Source organism: Vibrio sp. LaRot3 (assembly GCF_027587025.1).
GTDB lineage: Bacteria > Pseudomonadota > Gammaproteobacteria > Enterobacterales > Vibrionaceae > Vibrio.
In genome coordinates this window covers 24,629-39,968 of the sequence record NZ_JAPPTI010000016.1, presented here as the reverse complement: position 1 = coordinate 39,968, position 15,340 = coordinate 24,629, and the positions used below count along the sequence as shown (strand labels likewise).

Sequence of the window (15,340 nt, the reverse complement as noted above, 5' to 3'; positions counted from 1 at the left end):
TCGCTCATTACAGCAAGATATTAATTACTCAACTAACAGAGTAAATAGTGAGTTTTGTACATCTGGCGTCCAATCAGCTTGGGATACATGCGCCACGTCTACAACATAACGCTCACCTTTGTAAGCCACCTCGTCACCCACTTTATAATCCACATTTACGGTCCAAAGCGTTGTCGGCATGGCATTCAACCATAGCGTAGATGTAGAAGATGGCGCCCAGTCAGCTTGCGCGGTATGCGCGCTTGCCGCCTTATACACAATGCCTTGGTAAGTAACGTGCTCAGACTCAGCGTAAGCTGTCCCTACTGCCCAAGCCGGTGCATAGTTATCGATGGTATCAAACACATAACCCGCCTCTTTCGCTAATCGAATGAACTCCGCTAGCTTAGGTAGGTTTTTACTACCCATACCACGATGGCCATCTTCAAACAGCCAGTCATGAGTTAGCGCAATCACTTTGTCTTGGCGCAGACTACTGTCACATGGATGACCATGCGATTTAGAGTTGATTGGTTCAATATTAATAGGCGCACAGGTGTTGATAGTATTTTCAACATACTGCAAAAAAGTAGCAGCATCAGTAAGTGTGTTAGCAGGCTCTGCAACACCCCAGTTTTCTGGAGCCCAGTCAATATCCCAACCATGCATTAGATAGTTTTCCCCTGACAGAATGTCTGCCAACTGGATACTGGATTTAACGCTGTTAGATGGGTTATCAGTGTCACATACGTAACCAGGTTCCCAAGGCTTGAGATCATCTGAAGTGGCACACAAACCATGAGATTGTAACTCCCTACTTGCTCGCCAAGCATTTGTATAAGGTAAACGAGCAAAGTGTTTTTTATAATTTGGATAACTGTCGATGGTTGGGATATAGGATTTGTTTACGTCAATATTCTTTGAAAACATTGAGGCGTCAAACACAGGGTCTTGGTAAGAGTTGATTTGATGATCACCAGTGGCATTACATTCAGCGGCACTATTAGGGCCGAACTCTTCCACACAGTTATGAACCATATGATTGTAGCTGTGGTTTGCAACCATATGACCCGTATCCAGCGCATACTTAAGCGCTTCTAGTGCGCGATCTTCATTTTCATCACCGATACCATCTAGGTGCCAAGCATTGAAGTAGAAAGTCGCTTTAATACCAGCTTCATTCAATACATCTAAAACCGGAATCGTGGCATTAACTGGGCCATCATCAAAAGTCAGGTAAATAGTGCCTTTTGGAGACGCTTGAACTGTCATCGCGCTCGCTAATAATAAAGAGACACAACTTGCTGTAACGGCCGCCTTTTTAAATTTCATTGAATATCCTTTTTACAATTAATAAAAACTGTAAAAAGTATGGAAAAGAAAAACATCTCTTCCATTTGAGCGATGTAAAAAACCTAGTGTATTTGCCACTTATGTTCACAAAATCACGGTCTTTACTACTTAACTAACTCGCGAATAACAAAAGAAAATGACAACTTAAATATATGATTTTTATCAATAAATAACTTTATCTATAGTTAATACGATCAAAAAAGGCCTTTATAAAAAGGCCTTTTGTCTCCGATTAACTAAGTATAGTTACTTAGCCTTCGATGAGCTTGCTACCATTGATCGCAATCTTACGCGGTTGCATCGCTTCTGGGATTTCGCGTTCTAGGTCAATGTGCAGCAGACCATTTTCCATGCTTGCACCGACCACTTTTACGTAGTCTGCCAGTTGGAATTTACGCTCGAAATCACGCTCTGCAATACCTTGATAAACGTATTGTTTGCCTTCTTCAGCTTTACGCTCACCTTTTACAATCAACATATTTTCTTTTTGAGTCAGATCGAGCTGGTCATCAGCGAAGCCAGCAACTGCCATCGTAATACGGAAGTTGTTCTCGTCTTTTTGCTCAATGTTGTAAGGAGGGTAACCGCCAGAAGAATTTTTGGCTGTGTTGGCTTCCATCATGTTGAATAGACGGTCAAAGCCAATTGCGTTGCGGTAAAGTGGAGTGAAATCTACAGTTCTCATAATACTATCCTCTAGTAAGCAATAGTCTTAGTCGTGAGTTTACGCGGATCTGTTTTGTACAGGTCGGCGCCGACCAAGGGACTCATTCACTACTCCTCGGGCTCTCTTAGCGCTGGGACGTAGACATGAATCAAGTTCAATTGTGTGCTTTCAAGATTATCCTCTCCTGAGCGATGTCTATTCAGCGATTCCAGAAGATCTGTTTCTTCTCTATTGAGCAAGACAGTCATCCTCTTCACTACTAGATATGTGGATAGCTCAAATCAGTTTCAAGGGATTATTTTAAATTATTTCTCCACACCTTTATTTTTCAACACCTTACAAATACAAAAAAGCACCATCCAAAGGACAGTGCTTTAAAATAATTTAGTGTTTTGAGGCGAAGCTATTTCGCTTTAGTTCAAGGAAGAGGCGCAGAGCATACGAAGGTATGTGAGCACCTCTGACACAGAAATTAAGTGAAATAGCAAAGTATCAAAAATACTAAACGTCTAGGTTAGCTACTTTCAATGCGTTTTCCTCGATGAAGTTACGACGAGGCTCAACTTGGTCACCCATTAGCGTGGTGAACAGTTGGTCAGCACCGACTGCATCTTCAATCGTTACTTGCATCATACGGCGCGTTTCTGGGTCCATGGTAGTTTCCCAAAGCTGATCTGGGTTCATCTCACCTAGACCTTTGTAGCGCTGTAGGCTTAGGCCACGACGTGATTCTTTAATCAACCACTCAAGTGCTTCTACGAAGCTTACTACTGGCTGAGTACGCTCACCACGTTTGATGTAAGCACCTTCTTCGATTAGACCGTCTAGCGCTTCAGATAGATCCGCCAGTTTGCCGTATTCTTTCGAGTTAAACAGATCAACGCTTAGTGCGTAATCATGTGTCACACCGTGAGTACGAACCACAATTTTAGGTAGATTTAGGCCAAGCTCAGCGTGTTGCTCTACTTCGAAGCTGTACTGGCTAGCACCTACTTCTTTCGCATTTAGCTGTTCAACTAGCTGCTTAGTCCAAGCTTCAACAGCGGCTGCATCGTGGCATTGTTCTGCTGTTAGACGCGGCGTGTAGATGAGTTCGTGAACCAATGCGTGTGGGTAACGACGGCTCATACGTTCAGCCAGCTTAATGCCTGCGTTATATTGTTGAACGAGCTTCTCTAGAGCTTCACCAGAAAGCGCTGGCGCTTCTGCATTCACGTGTAGAGATGCATTATCAAGTGCTAGTGCCACTTGGTATTGGTTCATTGCGTCTTCATCTTTGATGTACTGCTCTTGCTTACCTTTCTTCACTTTGTAAAGCGGTGGCTGAGCGATGTACACATAGCCACGCTCGATAAGCTCTGGCATTTGACGGTAGAAGAAGGTCAATAGTAGCGTACGGATGTGCGAACCATCGACGTCGGCATCGGTCATGATGATGATGTTGTGGTAACGCAGTTTGTCTGGGTTGTATTCGTCACGACCGATACCACAACCTAGAGCGGTAATCAGTGTCGCTACTTCTTGTGAAGAAAGCATCTTGTCGAAACGCGCTTTCTCTACGTTCAGGATTTTACCTTTCAGTGGAAGAATCGCTTGGTTCTTACGGTTACGGCCTTGTTTTGCGGAGCCGCCTGCCGAGTCACCCTCCACTATGTATAGTTCAGAGAGTGCTGGGTCTTTTTCCTGACAGTCTGCCAGTTTACCTGGAAGACCTGCTAGGTCTAACGCGCCTTTACGACGAGTCATTTCACGAGCTTTACGCGCTGCTTCACGAGCACGCGCTGCATCGATGATTTTAGTACAAACCATCTTCGCTTCTGTTGGGTTCTCTACTAGGAACTCCGACAGTTTTTCACCCATTGCAGATTCAACCGCCGATTTCACTTCAGAAGAAACCAGCTTGTCTTTTGTTTGGCTTGAGAACTTAGGATCCGGCACTTTCACTGATACAACAGCAGTTAGACCTTCACGGGCATCATCACCAGATGTCGCTGTCTTCGCTTTCTTCGAGAAGCCTTCTTTGTCCATGAACGAGTTCAAGGTACGGGTTAGGGCCGCACGGAAACCAGCAAGGTGAGTACCACCATCACGCTGAGGAATGTTATTGGTGAAACAGTAGATGTTCTCTTGGAAACCATCGTTCCATTGCATCGCCACTTCTACCGAGATGCCATCTTCACGTTCATAGTCGAAGTGGAAAATCTTCTCGATGATTGGCGTCTTGTTGGTGTTTAGGTGGTCAACAAACGCTTGAATACCACCTTCAAACATGAAGTGATCGCTCTTGTCTTCTTCACGCTCATCTTTAAGCATGATAGAAACACCAGAGTTTAGGAAAGATAGCTCACGTAGACGTTTTGCTAGGATGTCGTAATGGAACTCGGTGTTTGAGAAAGTTTCACCACTTGGCCAGAAACGGATTTGCGTACCTGTTTTATCCGTATCACCTACAACCGCTAGTGGCGCTTGTGGCTCACCGTGATGGTAAGTTTGTGTATGGATGTGACCGCCACGATGAATCGTTAGGGTTACTTTTTCAGACAGTGCGTTTACTACTGAAACACCTACACCGTGCAGACCACCCGATACTTTGTATGAGTTGTCATCGAACTTACCACCCGCGTGAAGTACCGTCATGATTACTTCAGCTGCTGATACTTTCTCTTCTGGGTGCATTTCCGTTGGAATACCACGACCATCATCACTAACAGAAACAGAGTTATCCTCATGGATTGTCACAATGATGTCTTTACAGTGACCAGCCAACGCTTCATCAATTGAGTTATCCACCACCTCAAAGACCATGTGATGGAGGCCGGTACCGTCGTCCGTGTCGCCGATGTACATACCTGGACGCTTACGAACAGCATCCAGACCCTTCAGTACTTTAATACTCGATGAATCGTAATTTTCAGACATGAGTTATCTTCCGCTATTTATACTGGCTCTATTGTGCCATGTTCCACATGGAACATCTTGCCATTATCGTCGTTCATATCGTCGATTTGGCTTTCGGTAATAGAGCTTACAAAAACTTGAGCCCCCGTCTCTTTTAAGCAGTCCGCTAGGCGCTTACGACGTTGACTATCTAATTCCGATGCAAAGTCATCAATGAGATAAATGCATTGCTTTCCGGTCATTTCGGTTAGGTGCTGCCCTTGCGCGACACGCAGCGCACACACCATCAGTTTTAACTGACCCCGTGAAAGCACATCTTCAACTGGTGTACCGTTCACTTTTATGCGCAAATCCGCTTTATTTGGCCCACTAAAGGTGTAACCAAGCGATTGATCACGCTCGAAGTTGTTTTCGAGGATGCTTTGATAAGGCGTGTCCTTATCCCAGCCACGATAATACTTCAATTGAATATCAAATTCTGGCAAAAATGTGCGACATATTTGTTCTGCTTTGGCGGTCATTAGCTCAACATAGTGAGCACGCCATTGGCTAATGTTCTCAGCCAAACGAGCCATCTCTTGATCCCAGTAACTGAGCTCGCGATAGCTACGCGCAGTTTTCAGTAACGCATTGCGTTGTTTGTTCAAACGCTTAAAACGTCCCCATGCATCATAAAATGCCGATTCGGTATGAAACACACCCCAATCAATAAATGCACGGCGATGTTTAGGCCCATCGGTGAGTAAATCAAACCCTTCCGGGTGAATTAACTGTAGCGGTAGAACCTGTGCCAGTTGAGCAAGCTTTTGCCCAGACTGACCGCCTATTTTAACCTCTGTCGAGCCATCACGCTGCTTATTAATGCCAATTGGTAGCTCAAATTGATCCGAGTTCAAAAAACGGCCATGTACAAACAGCTCATCACACTCATTTTGGATGACTCGTCCAGTCAACGAGCTCTTAAATGAGCGGCCATGGCCGAGCAAGTAGATGGCTTCCAGCACGCTGGTTTTGCCACTTCCATTTGGGCCAATAAGAAAGTTAAAGCCTGCTGATAGTTCAATATCACAGGCTTTAACGTTTCGAAATTGCTGAATAATAAGACGGGTAAGCGGCATGCTAGAGTCGAATCGGCATTACCACGTACATAGCGCTATCGTCATCGGCATTTTCAATCAATGCACTCGCATTGGCATCAGACATAGACACTCGCACTTTTTCACAGCGCAGCGTATTAAGAACATCCAATACATAGCTCACATTGAAACCAATCTCGATCGCTTCGCCTTCAAAGCTCACATCCAACATCTCTTCTGCTTCTTCTTGCTCAGGGTTGTTGGCGGTAATGCGCATTTCGCTGTCCGCTAAGTTTACTCGGACGCCGCGGAATTTTTCATTCGAAAGAATCGCGGCACGAGAGAAAGCTTGACGCAATTCGTCACAGCTTGCTTCTAGCGTTTTGGTGGTGGTTTGCGGCATTACTCGGCGATAGTCAGGGAATCGACCATCCACCAGCTTAGAAGTAAATACGTAGTTGTTCACTTCTGCACGTAGGTTAGAGCTACCAATTTGCAGCACAACCGGCTGTTCAGGTGCGTCTAGTAACTTAACTAGCTCTTGAACACCTTTACGTGGCACGATGATTTGCTTTTGAGCAAAGTCAGCGCCTAGCTGAGTTTGCGATACCGCCATACGGTGACCATCCGTCGCGACACTACGTAATATTGTCGATTCAATTTCAAACAACATACCGTTGAGGTAGTAACGCACGTCTTGGTTTGCCATTGAGAACTGAGTTTTCTCAATCAATGCACGCAGCTCACCTTGTGTCAGTGACACTTCTACTTCACTTTGCCAATCTTCAATGTTTGGAAAGTCATTAGCAGGTAATGTTGATAGAGAGAATCGGCTACGGCCAGAGCGCACTTGAACGCGATCACCTTCAAGAACAAAGGTGATAACTGATTCATCAGGAAGACCACGGCAGATATCAAGGAATTTACGTGAAGGTACGGTCACACTACCCGCTTCAAAGTCACCTTCTAGGGTGACTCGACTGATCAGCTCCACTTCTAAATCCGTGGCTGTCATCGATAGCGTGTTGTCTTCAACCTTGATAAGCAGGTTGCCCAAAATAGGCAATGTCGGTCGACCACCTAAAGCACCTGAAACCTGCTGTAGCGGTTTCAAAAGGTGGCTACGTTGAATGGTAAATTTCATAATGCGCTCTTATTAAAATTCGTTATTGCGGTGGCATCACTGCCACAAAGCCACTGACTAGAATACAGCGAATTAAGAAGAAAGGGTACGAATCAAGTTCGAGTAATCTTCTTTAATGTCGTGGCTCTCTTCACGCAGTTGCTCAATCTTACGACATGCATGTAACACTGTCGTATGGTCACGACCACCAAATGCATCACCAATTTCTGGCAAACTGTGGTTAGTCAGCTCTTTCGCCAGTGCCATTGCAAGCTGACGAGGACGCGCGACTGAACGAGAACGACGCTTGGACAATAAGTCTGCAACTTTGATTTTGTAGTATTCTGCGACGGTCTTTTGGATGTTATCAATCGTCACTAGCTTTTCTTGTAGAGCCAGTAGATCGCGCAGCGCTTCACGAACAAAATCAATCGTAATAGGACGGCCGGTAAAGTTCGCATTCGCGATTACGCGGTTCAACGCCCCTTCAAGCTCACGAACATTTGAGCGAAGACGCTTGGCAATAAAGAACGCCACTTCATCCGCAAGATGAATTTGGTGATCTTCTGCTTTCTTCATCAAAATAGCGACGCGGGTTTCCAGTTCCGGAGGCTCAATAGCCACCGTTAGACCCCAACCAAAGCGAGATTTAAGACGATCTTCTACACCACTGATCTCTTTAGGATAACGGTCAGAGGTAAGAATGATCTGTTGATTACCTTCAAGCAGTGCGTTGAAAGTATGGAAGAATTCTTCTTGAGATCGCTCTTTATTAGCAAAGAACTGAATATCATCGATAAGCAATGCATCAACACTACGGTAGTAACGCTTGAACTCTTCAATCGCGTTGTTTTGTAGTGCTTTAACCATGTCTTGCACGAAACGCTCAGAGTGCATGTAAACCACTTTGGCATTCGGCTTGTTATCCACAATGGCATTACCTACTGCGTGCAATAGGTGAGTTTTACCTAAACCTGTACCGCCATATAGGAATAGTGGGTTATATGCTGCGCCCGGGTTATCAGAAACCTGACGGGCCGCCGCTAAACCAAGTTGGTTAGACTTACCTTCAACAAAGTTATTGAACTTATGCTTTGGGTTAACGTTAGAACGATGGTTAATGTTCGCAACGGCTTGTGCGTCATCATCCCAAGTTTTATGTACTGGCTTACGTGCTTGCAGTTGCGCGGGCGCTGAAGACTCTGCAGCTACGTCTGCAGGAGTACGCTTTGGTGCTGGAGCAGGCGCACTAACACGGCGGCTACCCACTTCAAAACGTAGACTTGGAATATCGTTACCGCAGTATTCCTGCAATAAACGATTAATGCTGTTGAGATACTTATCGCGAACCCAATCCAATACAAAACGGTTGGGTGCAAATAAAGTGAGCGTATTGTCATTGAGCTCCGCTTGTAACGGACGAACCCACATACTGAATTCTGTAGCTGGTAGCTCTTCTTGAAGCTGTTGCAAACATTGCAACCAAAGCGAAGATGACACAGTGCCCCCACTCGAAGTAATAGATCGGAAAAGACTGGCGATTTTACCTGTTGATAACCGAGATCGCCAGCAAATGATCGACGATCCAGTGAATAAGATCTAAGTTATTCACAATATTTTCGACTTAATTCGATAGATCCCCACATCTCGTCCCTTTTTTACCCACACATTGATCCACATTTGCCCATTTTCAGCCAGATCCTAAAATTGGTGATAACTCTGTGAATGAAAGTTTTTTCGATCAGGTTATCCACACCTTCGTCTTAACTCTTTTTCCAACGTCTAACCTTTTAAACAGGTTCTATTTACAAACTTATTACTAAGCCATCTAGGTTATTGCTCTTGGTTATTTATCTAATTCAGTCAAGAACAGTAGTATTTATCCCCATAATTACATGGAGTCACACTATGAAAAACTGGATTAAAGCTGCAGTTGCAGTTATCGCTCTCTCTGCAGCCACAGTACAAGCCGCGACAGACGTAAAAGTCGGTATGTCTGGACGCTACTTCCCATTCACTTTCGTTCAACAAGATAAGCTACAAGGCTTTGAAGTGGATCTATGGGATGAAATTGGTAAACGTAACGATTACAACGTGGAATACGTAACAGCAAACTTCTCTGGTTTGTTTGGTCTACTAGAAACCGGTCGCATTGATACGATTTCAAACCAAATTACCATGACAGACGCTCGCAAAGCGAAATACCTATTTGCTGACCCATATGTGGTAGACGGAGCACAAATCACCGTCCGTAAAGGGAACGATGACATTAAAGGTGTGGCAGATTTAGCTGGAAAAACAGTCGCGGTAAACCTAGGTTCAAACTTCGAGCAACTGCTGCGTAGCTACGATAAAGACGGCAAGATCAACATCAAAACCTACGACACAGGCATTGAGCATGATGTTGCATTAGGTCGTGCAGATGCGTTTATTATGGATCGTCTATCAGCACTAGAGCTGATCAAAAAAACGGGCCTACCACTACAACTGGCGGGTGAACCATTTGAAACCATTCAAAATGCTTGGCCATTCCTAGATAACGACAAAGGTAAAGCCCTGCAAGCTGACGTTAACAAAGCTCTCGCTGAGATGCGCGCAGATGGCACTTTAAAAGCAATTTCAGAGAAATGGTTTGGTGCGGACATCACTCATTAATTGGTTATCCCTAGCCCAAGATATTCGTTCAAAGGCTAAAGTTAAGTAAGTTGTTTTTAAGGTGGAATGTTTTATTCCACCTTTTATTTTCTCTAATTAGGTAAGTTTATGGGATTCGATTTTAATTACATGCTGGATCTGATGCCGATTCTACTCAAATATCTCGGCACCACCATGGAGATGGCTACATGGGGATTGGTCTTTTCACTGATCTTAGCGGTAGTTATCGCCAATATACGTGTTTTTCGCCTCCCAGTGCTTGATCAGTTAAGTCAACTCTACATCAGCTTTTTCCGCGGGACGCCGCTGTTAGTGCAACTGTTCTTGCTCTACTACGGCTTACCACAAGTTTTCCCGGCTTTGGTTGGATTAGACGCTTTCAGCGCGGCCGTTATCGGCTTAACGCTGCACTTTGCTGCCTACATGGCGGAAAGTATTCGCGCCGCAATCATCGGTATTGATCGCAGCCAAATGGAAGCCAGCTTATCGGTGGGTATGACAACTTCTCAAGCTATGCGCCGCATTATCTTGCCGCAAGCGACCCGCGTTGCCCTGCCATCATTGATGAACTACTTCATCGATATGATTAAATCGACCTCGCTCGCTTTCACACTTGGCGTGGCGGAGATCATGGCCAAAGCGCAGATGGAAGCTTCATCAAGCTTTAAATTTTTCGAAGCCTTCTTAGCTGTCGCCCTTATTTACTGGGGTGTCGTCGTTGTTTTAACTCGGGTACAAATTTGGGCAGAAGAAAAACTCAATAAGGCGTATGTACGATGATCAAACTAAACAATATTCATAAAAGCTTTGGCGATACCGAGGTACTCAAAGGCATTGATCTTGAAATCAATAAAGGTGAAATTATCGTTATTATCGGCTCTAGTGGTACAGGTAAATCGACATTGCTTCGCTGCGTTAACTTTCTAGAGCAAGCCAACCAAGGCACGATCAGTATTGACGACGTCAGCGTTAACAGCGAAAAACATACTCAAGCTGAAGTGCTCGCCCTACGCCGTAAAACCGGTTTTGTATTTCAAAACTACGCTTTATTTGCTCATATGACAGCAAGACAAAACATCGCTGAAGGTTTAATGACTGTGCGAGGTTGGAAAAAAGCCGACGCATTAGCGCGCGCTCAACAGATACTAGATGACATCGGCCTCGGCGATAAAGGTGACAGCTACCCAGCGGCATTATCAGGTGGTCAACAGCAACGCGTAGGCATTGGCCGAGCAATGGCATTGCAGCCAGAGTTACTATTGTTTGATGAGCCAACCTCCGCCCTCGATCCTGAATGGGTCGGTGAAGTATTGAGTTTAATGAAGCACTTAGCGACTCAGCATCAAACCATGCTGGTGGTGACACACGAGATGCAATTTGCCAAAGAAGTAGCGGATAGAGTGATCTTCATGGCTGATGGTCATATCGTTGAACAGGGATCGCCGCAAGAAATCTTCGATAACCCGCAAGATCCCAAGCTAAAAAAATTCCTTAACCAAGTGGGAATAGAGTAAAGATCAAGCATAAGGATCGTATGATCCTTGAGATTTTGCTCACACTACGTATAATCGCCCGACCGGAATTTCACATGCATGAATCGTTGACACGATTTGTGAGTGTGATTACAATTCCGCCTCTTTGTTGAGAGGCGTCGGTTTGTCCTCTTTATATATAAAGAAGATATTAATGCCCACGCCGGGTTAACTAAGAACCTAAAACTACTGATCAGTAAAGGTATTTAACATGAAACGCACTTTTCAACCTTCAGTTCTAAAGCGCAAGCGTACTCACGGTTTCCGTGCACGTATGGCTACTAAGAACGGTCGTAAAGTAATTAATGCACGTCGTGCAAAAGGCCGTGCGCGCCTGTCAAAATAATCACTAGAATATTTTGAATACGTACGCGTTCAATCGGGAGTTACGCTTGTTAACTCCCGAGCATTATCAAAATGTCTTCCAGCAAGCTCACCGAGCTGGCTCACCTCATTTCACCATCATTGCTCGTAATAACAACCTATCTCACCCTCGATTAGGTTTAGCCGTTCCGAAAAAGCAAATCAAAACTGCTGTTGGTCGTAACCGCTTCAAACGTCTCGCACGAGAAAGTTTTCGTAACAAACAACATCAACTTCCTAATAAAGATTTTGTTGTGATTGCCAAGAAAAGCGCGCAAGATTTAAGCAATGATGAATTGTTCAAGTTGTTTGACAAGCTATGGCAACGACTGTCTCGCCCCTCGCGTGGATAACAATCGGCCTCGTCCGACTTTACCAAGGTCTTATTAGTCCTCTTATCGGACCGCGCTGTCGTTTCCAACCAACTTGCTCCAGTTACGCTATAGAAGCGTTGAAAGCTCACGGTTTTGTAAAAGGATGTTGGTTATCCGGCCAACGTCTATTAAAATGCCACCCTTTAAGTGATGGGGGCTTCGACCCCGTACCACCAGTTCAAAAACGAGACAGAGATAAATAACGATGGATTCTCAACGTAATATCCTGTTGATCGCGCTAGCATTGGTTTCTTTCCTATTGTTCCAACAATGGCAAGTAGCAAAGAACCCAGCACCGCAGCCGGTTGAACAGGCTCAATCAAGCAGCACTGTACCTGCACCATCTTTTGCCGACGAGCTCGACCCAGCGCCAGCTCAACAGGCAACAGCGAAAGCTATTACTGTAACAACGGATGTACTAACTCTGTCTATTGATACGGTTGGTGGCGATATCGTTAAAGCTTACCTAAACCAATACGATGCTGAACTGGACTCAGAAGCAAACTTCGAACTATTGAAGAACGATGCTGGTCACCAATTCATTGCACAAAGTGGTCTAGTAGGTCCTCAAGGCATCGACCTTAGCAGCACAAACCGTCCTAACTACGCAGTAAGCGCTGACAGCTTCACAATGGCTGACGACGCAAACGAACTGCGTATTCCGATGACTTATGCAGCGAATGGTCTTGAGTACACCAAAACATTCATCCTAACTCGCGGCAGCTACGCTGTTAAAGTTGAATACGATGTTGTGAACAACTCTGGCAACAACGCGACTTTCGGTATGTACGCTCACCTACGTCAAAACGTAATGGATGATGGCGGCAGCATTACTATGCCAACATACCGCGGTGGTGCTTACTCAACTGAAGACACTAACTACAAGAAATACAGCTTCGATGATATGCAAGATCGTAACCTGTCTCTTAACCTAGCTAATGGCCAAGGTTGGGCAGCGATGATCCAGCACTACTTCGCATCGGCGTGGATTCCAAACGACGCACCAAACACCAACATCTACACTCGCGTGATCGGCAACCTAGCTGACATCGGTGTACGTATGCCTAACAAGACTATCGCAACTGGTGACGAAGCGAAATTTAGCGCAACACTATGGGTTGGTCCTAAACTACAAAGCCAAATGGCAGAAGTAGCGCCGCACCTTGACCTAGTAGTTGACTACGGTTGGTTATGGTTCATTGCGAAACCACTACACACACTGCTTTCGTTCATTCAAAGCTTTGTAGGTAACTGGGGTGTAGCAATCATCTGTCTGACCTTTATCGTTCGTGGTGCGATGTACCCACTGACTAAAGCGCAATACACCTCGATGGCGAAAATGCGCATGCTGCAACCTAAACTGCAAGCAATGCGTGAGCGTATTGGCGATGACCGTCAACGTATGAGCCAAGAGATGATGGAGCTGTACAAGAAAGAGAAGGTAAACCCACTGGGTGGCTGTCTTCCTCTTATCCTACAGATGCCTATCTTCATCGCACTGTACTGGGCACTAATGGAATCGGTAGAGCTACGTCACTCTCCATTCTTCGGTTGGATCACTGACCTTTCAGCGCAAGACCCGCTATACATCTTGCCGCTACTGATGGGTGCTTCAATGTTCATGATTCAGAAGATGAGCCCAACAACGGTTACTGACCCAATGCAACAGAAGATCATGACCTTCATGCCAGTCATGTTCACCGTGTTCTTCCTGTTCTTCCCATCAGGTCTAGTTCTTTACTGGTTGGTATCGAACATCGTAACACTTATCCAGCAGTCACTAATTTACAAGGCTCTGGAAAAGAAAGGCTTACACACTAAGTAAGTTCTAATCCAAGACAAAGGCGACCAAAAGGTCGCCTTTTTTATTGGAGCTGATTACAATTCAGCTAATTGATATTTATTGCCCAAGCGGCACAGCTAAACACAGGCACTTTTTATGACTACAGATACCATTGTCGCCCAAGCAACCGCACCAGGTCGTGGCGGTGTGGGTATTATCCGCGTTTCTGGCCCACTGGCAGAAAAAGTTGCATTGGAAGTAACCGGCAAAACACTGCGTCCACGTTACGCTGAATATTTGCCTTTTACCGATGAGCAAGGCAATCAACTTGACCAAGGCATCGCTCTTTACTTCCCAAACCCGCACTCTTTCACTGGTGAAGACGTTCTTGAGCTGCAAGGCCATGGCGGCCCTGTAGTAATGGATATGCTCATTAAGCGTATCTTAAAGATTGACGGTATCCGTACTGCAAGACCCGGCGAGTTCTCAGAACGAGCATTCCTTAACGATAAGCTCGACCTAGCGCAAGCAGAGGCAATAGCAGACCTTATCGACGCAAGTTCTGAAGAAGCGGCTAAATCAGCCCTACAATCGCTCCAAGGCGCATTCTCTGGACGCATCAATACCCTAGTTGAATCATTGATTCACTTGCGTATCTACGTAGAAGCCGCGATCGACTTCCCAGAAGAAGAAATCGACTTTCTAGCCGATGGAAAAGTGGCAGGAGACTTACAAACCATTATTGATAACCTTGCCTTGGTTCGCCAAGAAGCAAACCAAGGTGCCATCATGCGTGAAGGCATGAAAGTGGTTATCGCTGGTCGTCCAAATGCGGGTAAATCAAGCTTGCTGAATGCCTTATCAGGCAAAGAGTCGGCAATTGTAACTGACATTGCCGGAACAACCCGCGATGTACTGCGTGAACACATCCATATTGACGGTATGCCGCTGCATATTATCGACACCGCTGGTCTACGTGATGCTTCTGACGAAGTAGAGAAAATCGGTATTGAACGAGCTTGGGATGAAATTGCTCAAGCTGACCGAGTATTATTTATGGTGGATGGCACCACAACCGAAGCGACTGATCCGAAAGATATTTGGCCAGATTTCGTAGATCGTCTACCTGATAGCATCGGCATGACAGTGATCCGTAACAAAGCGGATCAAACCGGTGAAGACCTTGGGATCTGTCACGTTAATTCACCCACTTTGATCCGTTTATCAGCCAAAACAGGTCAAGGTGTGGATGCCCTACGCACCCACCTAAAAGAGTGTATGGGCTTTGCTGGTGGCCACGAAGGCGGCTTTATGGCTCGTCGTCGTCACCTAGAAGCACTGGAAAAAGCTGCGCAGCACCTAGACATTGGCCAACAACAATTAGAAGGCTATATGGCAGGTGAAATTTTGGCAGAGGAACTGCGTATCGCTCAGCAACACCTAAATGAGATCACTGGCGAGTTTAGTTCAGATGACTTATTGGGACGTATTTTCTCATCCTTCTGTATTGGTAAATAACAGTCTTACGCAGCCAAGC

General features: G+C 45.3%; 14 protein-coding genes. 8 read left to right on the top strand and 6 right to left on the bottom strand.

Annotated features, from left to right (window positions below):
* Positions 1 to 24: 24 nt before the first annotated feature.
* The 6 genes from OH461_RS18790 to dnaA form a co-directional block, all read right to left on the bottom strand.
* Complete coding sequence (locus tag OH461_RS18790) at positions 25 to 1,311, bottom strand: carbohydrate-binding protein (RefSeq protein WP_270022076.1); 1,287 nt, start codon at positions 1,309 to 1,311, stop codon at positions 25 to 27.
* A 271-nt stretch (positions 1,312 to 1,582) separates the two neighbouring features.
* Positions 1,583 to 2,017 carry an Hsp20 family protein gene (locus tag OH461_RS18785; protein ID WP_260261610.1) on the bottom strand — a complete coding sequence of 145 codons (435 nt, stop codon included), beginning with the start codon at positions 2,015 to 2,017 and terminating at the stop codon, positions 1,583 to 1,585.
* A 483-nt stretch (positions 2,018 to 2,500) separates the two neighbouring features.
* The gene (gene gyrB / locus OH461_RS18780; protein ID WP_270022075.1) at positions 2,501 to 4,918 is read right to left on the bottom strand and encodes a DNA topoisomerase (ATP-hydrolyzing) subunit B; all 2,418 of its coding nucleotides are present in this window, start codon (positions 4,916 to 4,918) and stop codon (positions 2,501 to 2,503) included.
* Positions 4,919 to 4,935: 17 nt separating this feature from the next.
* Complete coding sequence (gene recF, locus OH461_RS18775; protein WP_270022074.1) at positions 4,936 to 6,015, bottom strand: DNA replication/repair protein RecF; 1,080 nt, start codon at positions 6,013 to 6,015, stop codon at positions 4,936 to 4,938.
* Position 6,016: 1 nt separating this feature from the next.
* Complete coding sequence (gene dnaN, locus OH461_RS18770) at positions 6,017 to 7,117, bottom strand: DNA polymerase III subunit beta (RefSeq protein ID WP_270022073.1); 1,101 nt, start codon at positions 7,115 to 7,117, stop codon at positions 6,017 to 6,019.
* A gap of 72 nt (positions 7,118 to 7,189) precedes the next feature.
* The gene (dnaA, locus tag OH461_RS18765; RefSeq protein ID WP_270022072.1) at positions 7,190 to 8,596 is read right to left on the bottom strand and encodes a chromosomal replication initiator protein DnaA; all 1,407 of its coding nucleotides are present in this window, start codon (positions 8,594 to 8,596) and stop codon (positions 7,190 to 7,192) included.
* Positions 8,597 to 9,004: 408 nt separating this feature from the next.
* Here dnaA and OH461_RS18760 point away from each other — a divergent pair, with 408 nt between their 5' ends.
* From OH461_RS18760 to mnmE, 8 genes are all read left to right on the top strand, one after another.
* Positions 9,005 to 9,751, top strand: coding sequence for an amino acid ABC transporter substrate-binding protein (locus OH461_RS18760; RefSeq protein WP_270022071.1), 747 nt, complete (start codon positions 9,005 to 9,007; stop codon positions 9,749 to 9,751).
* 108 nt (positions 9,752 to 9,859) lie between these two features.
* The gene (locus OH461_RS18755; RefSeq protein ID WP_270022070.1) at positions 9,860 to 10,531 is read left to right on the top strand and encodes an amino acid ABC transporter permease; all 672 of its coding nucleotides are present in this window, start codon (positions 9,860 to 9,862) and stop codon (positions 10,529 to 10,531) included.
* Positions 10,528 to 11,265 (top strand): amino acid ABC transporter ATP-binding protein, encoded by a 738-nt coding sequence (locus OH461_RS18750; RefSeq protein ID WP_270022069.1) that lies wholly within the window; start codon positions 10,528 to 10,530, stop codon positions 11,263 to 11,265. The genes OH461_RS18755 and OH461_RS18750 overlap by 4 nt, the downstream gene beginning before the upstream one ends.
* A gap of 229 nt (positions 11,266 to 11,494) precedes the next feature.
* Complete coding sequence (gene rpmH / locus OH461_RS18745) at positions 11,495 to 11,629, top strand: 50S ribosomal protein L34 (protein WP_006880025.1); 135 nt, start codon at positions 11,495 to 11,497, stop codon at positions 11,627 to 11,629.
* Between the two features lie 46 nt (positions 11,630 to 11,675).
* Entirely contained in the window at positions 11,676 to 11,999 is a 324-nt protein-coding gene (rnpA, locus tag OH461_RS18740) for a ribonuclease P protein component (RefSeq protein ID WP_260261602.1), read from the top strand.
* Positions 11,966 to 12,223: a membrane protein insertion efficiency factor YidD gene (gene yidD, locus OH461_RS18735; protein ID WP_270022068.1), complete on the top strand. Its 258-nt coding sequence runs from the start codon at positions 11,966 to 11,968 to the stop codon at positions 12,221 to 12,223. Before rnpA ends, yidD begins: the two co-directional genes overlap by 34 nt.
* Positions 12,224 to 12,225: 2 nt before the next feature.
* The gene (yidC, locus tag OH461_RS18730) at positions 12,226 to 13,845 is read left to right on the top strand and encodes a membrane protein insertase YidC (protein WP_270022067.1); all 1,620 of its coding nucleotides are present in this window, start codon (positions 12,226 to 12,228) and stop codon (positions 13,843 to 13,845) included.
* 114 nt (positions 13,846 to 13,959) lie between these two features.
* The gene (gene mnmE, locus OH461_RS18725; RefSeq protein WP_270022066.1) at positions 13,960 to 15,321 is read left to right on the top strand and encodes a tRNA uridine-5-carboxymethylaminomethyl(34) synthesis GTPase MnmE; all 1,362 of its coding nucleotides are present in this window, start codon (positions 13,960 to 13,962) and stop codon (positions 15,319 to 15,321) included.
* The last annotated feature ends 19 nt before the right edge of the window (positions 15,322 to 15,340 follow it).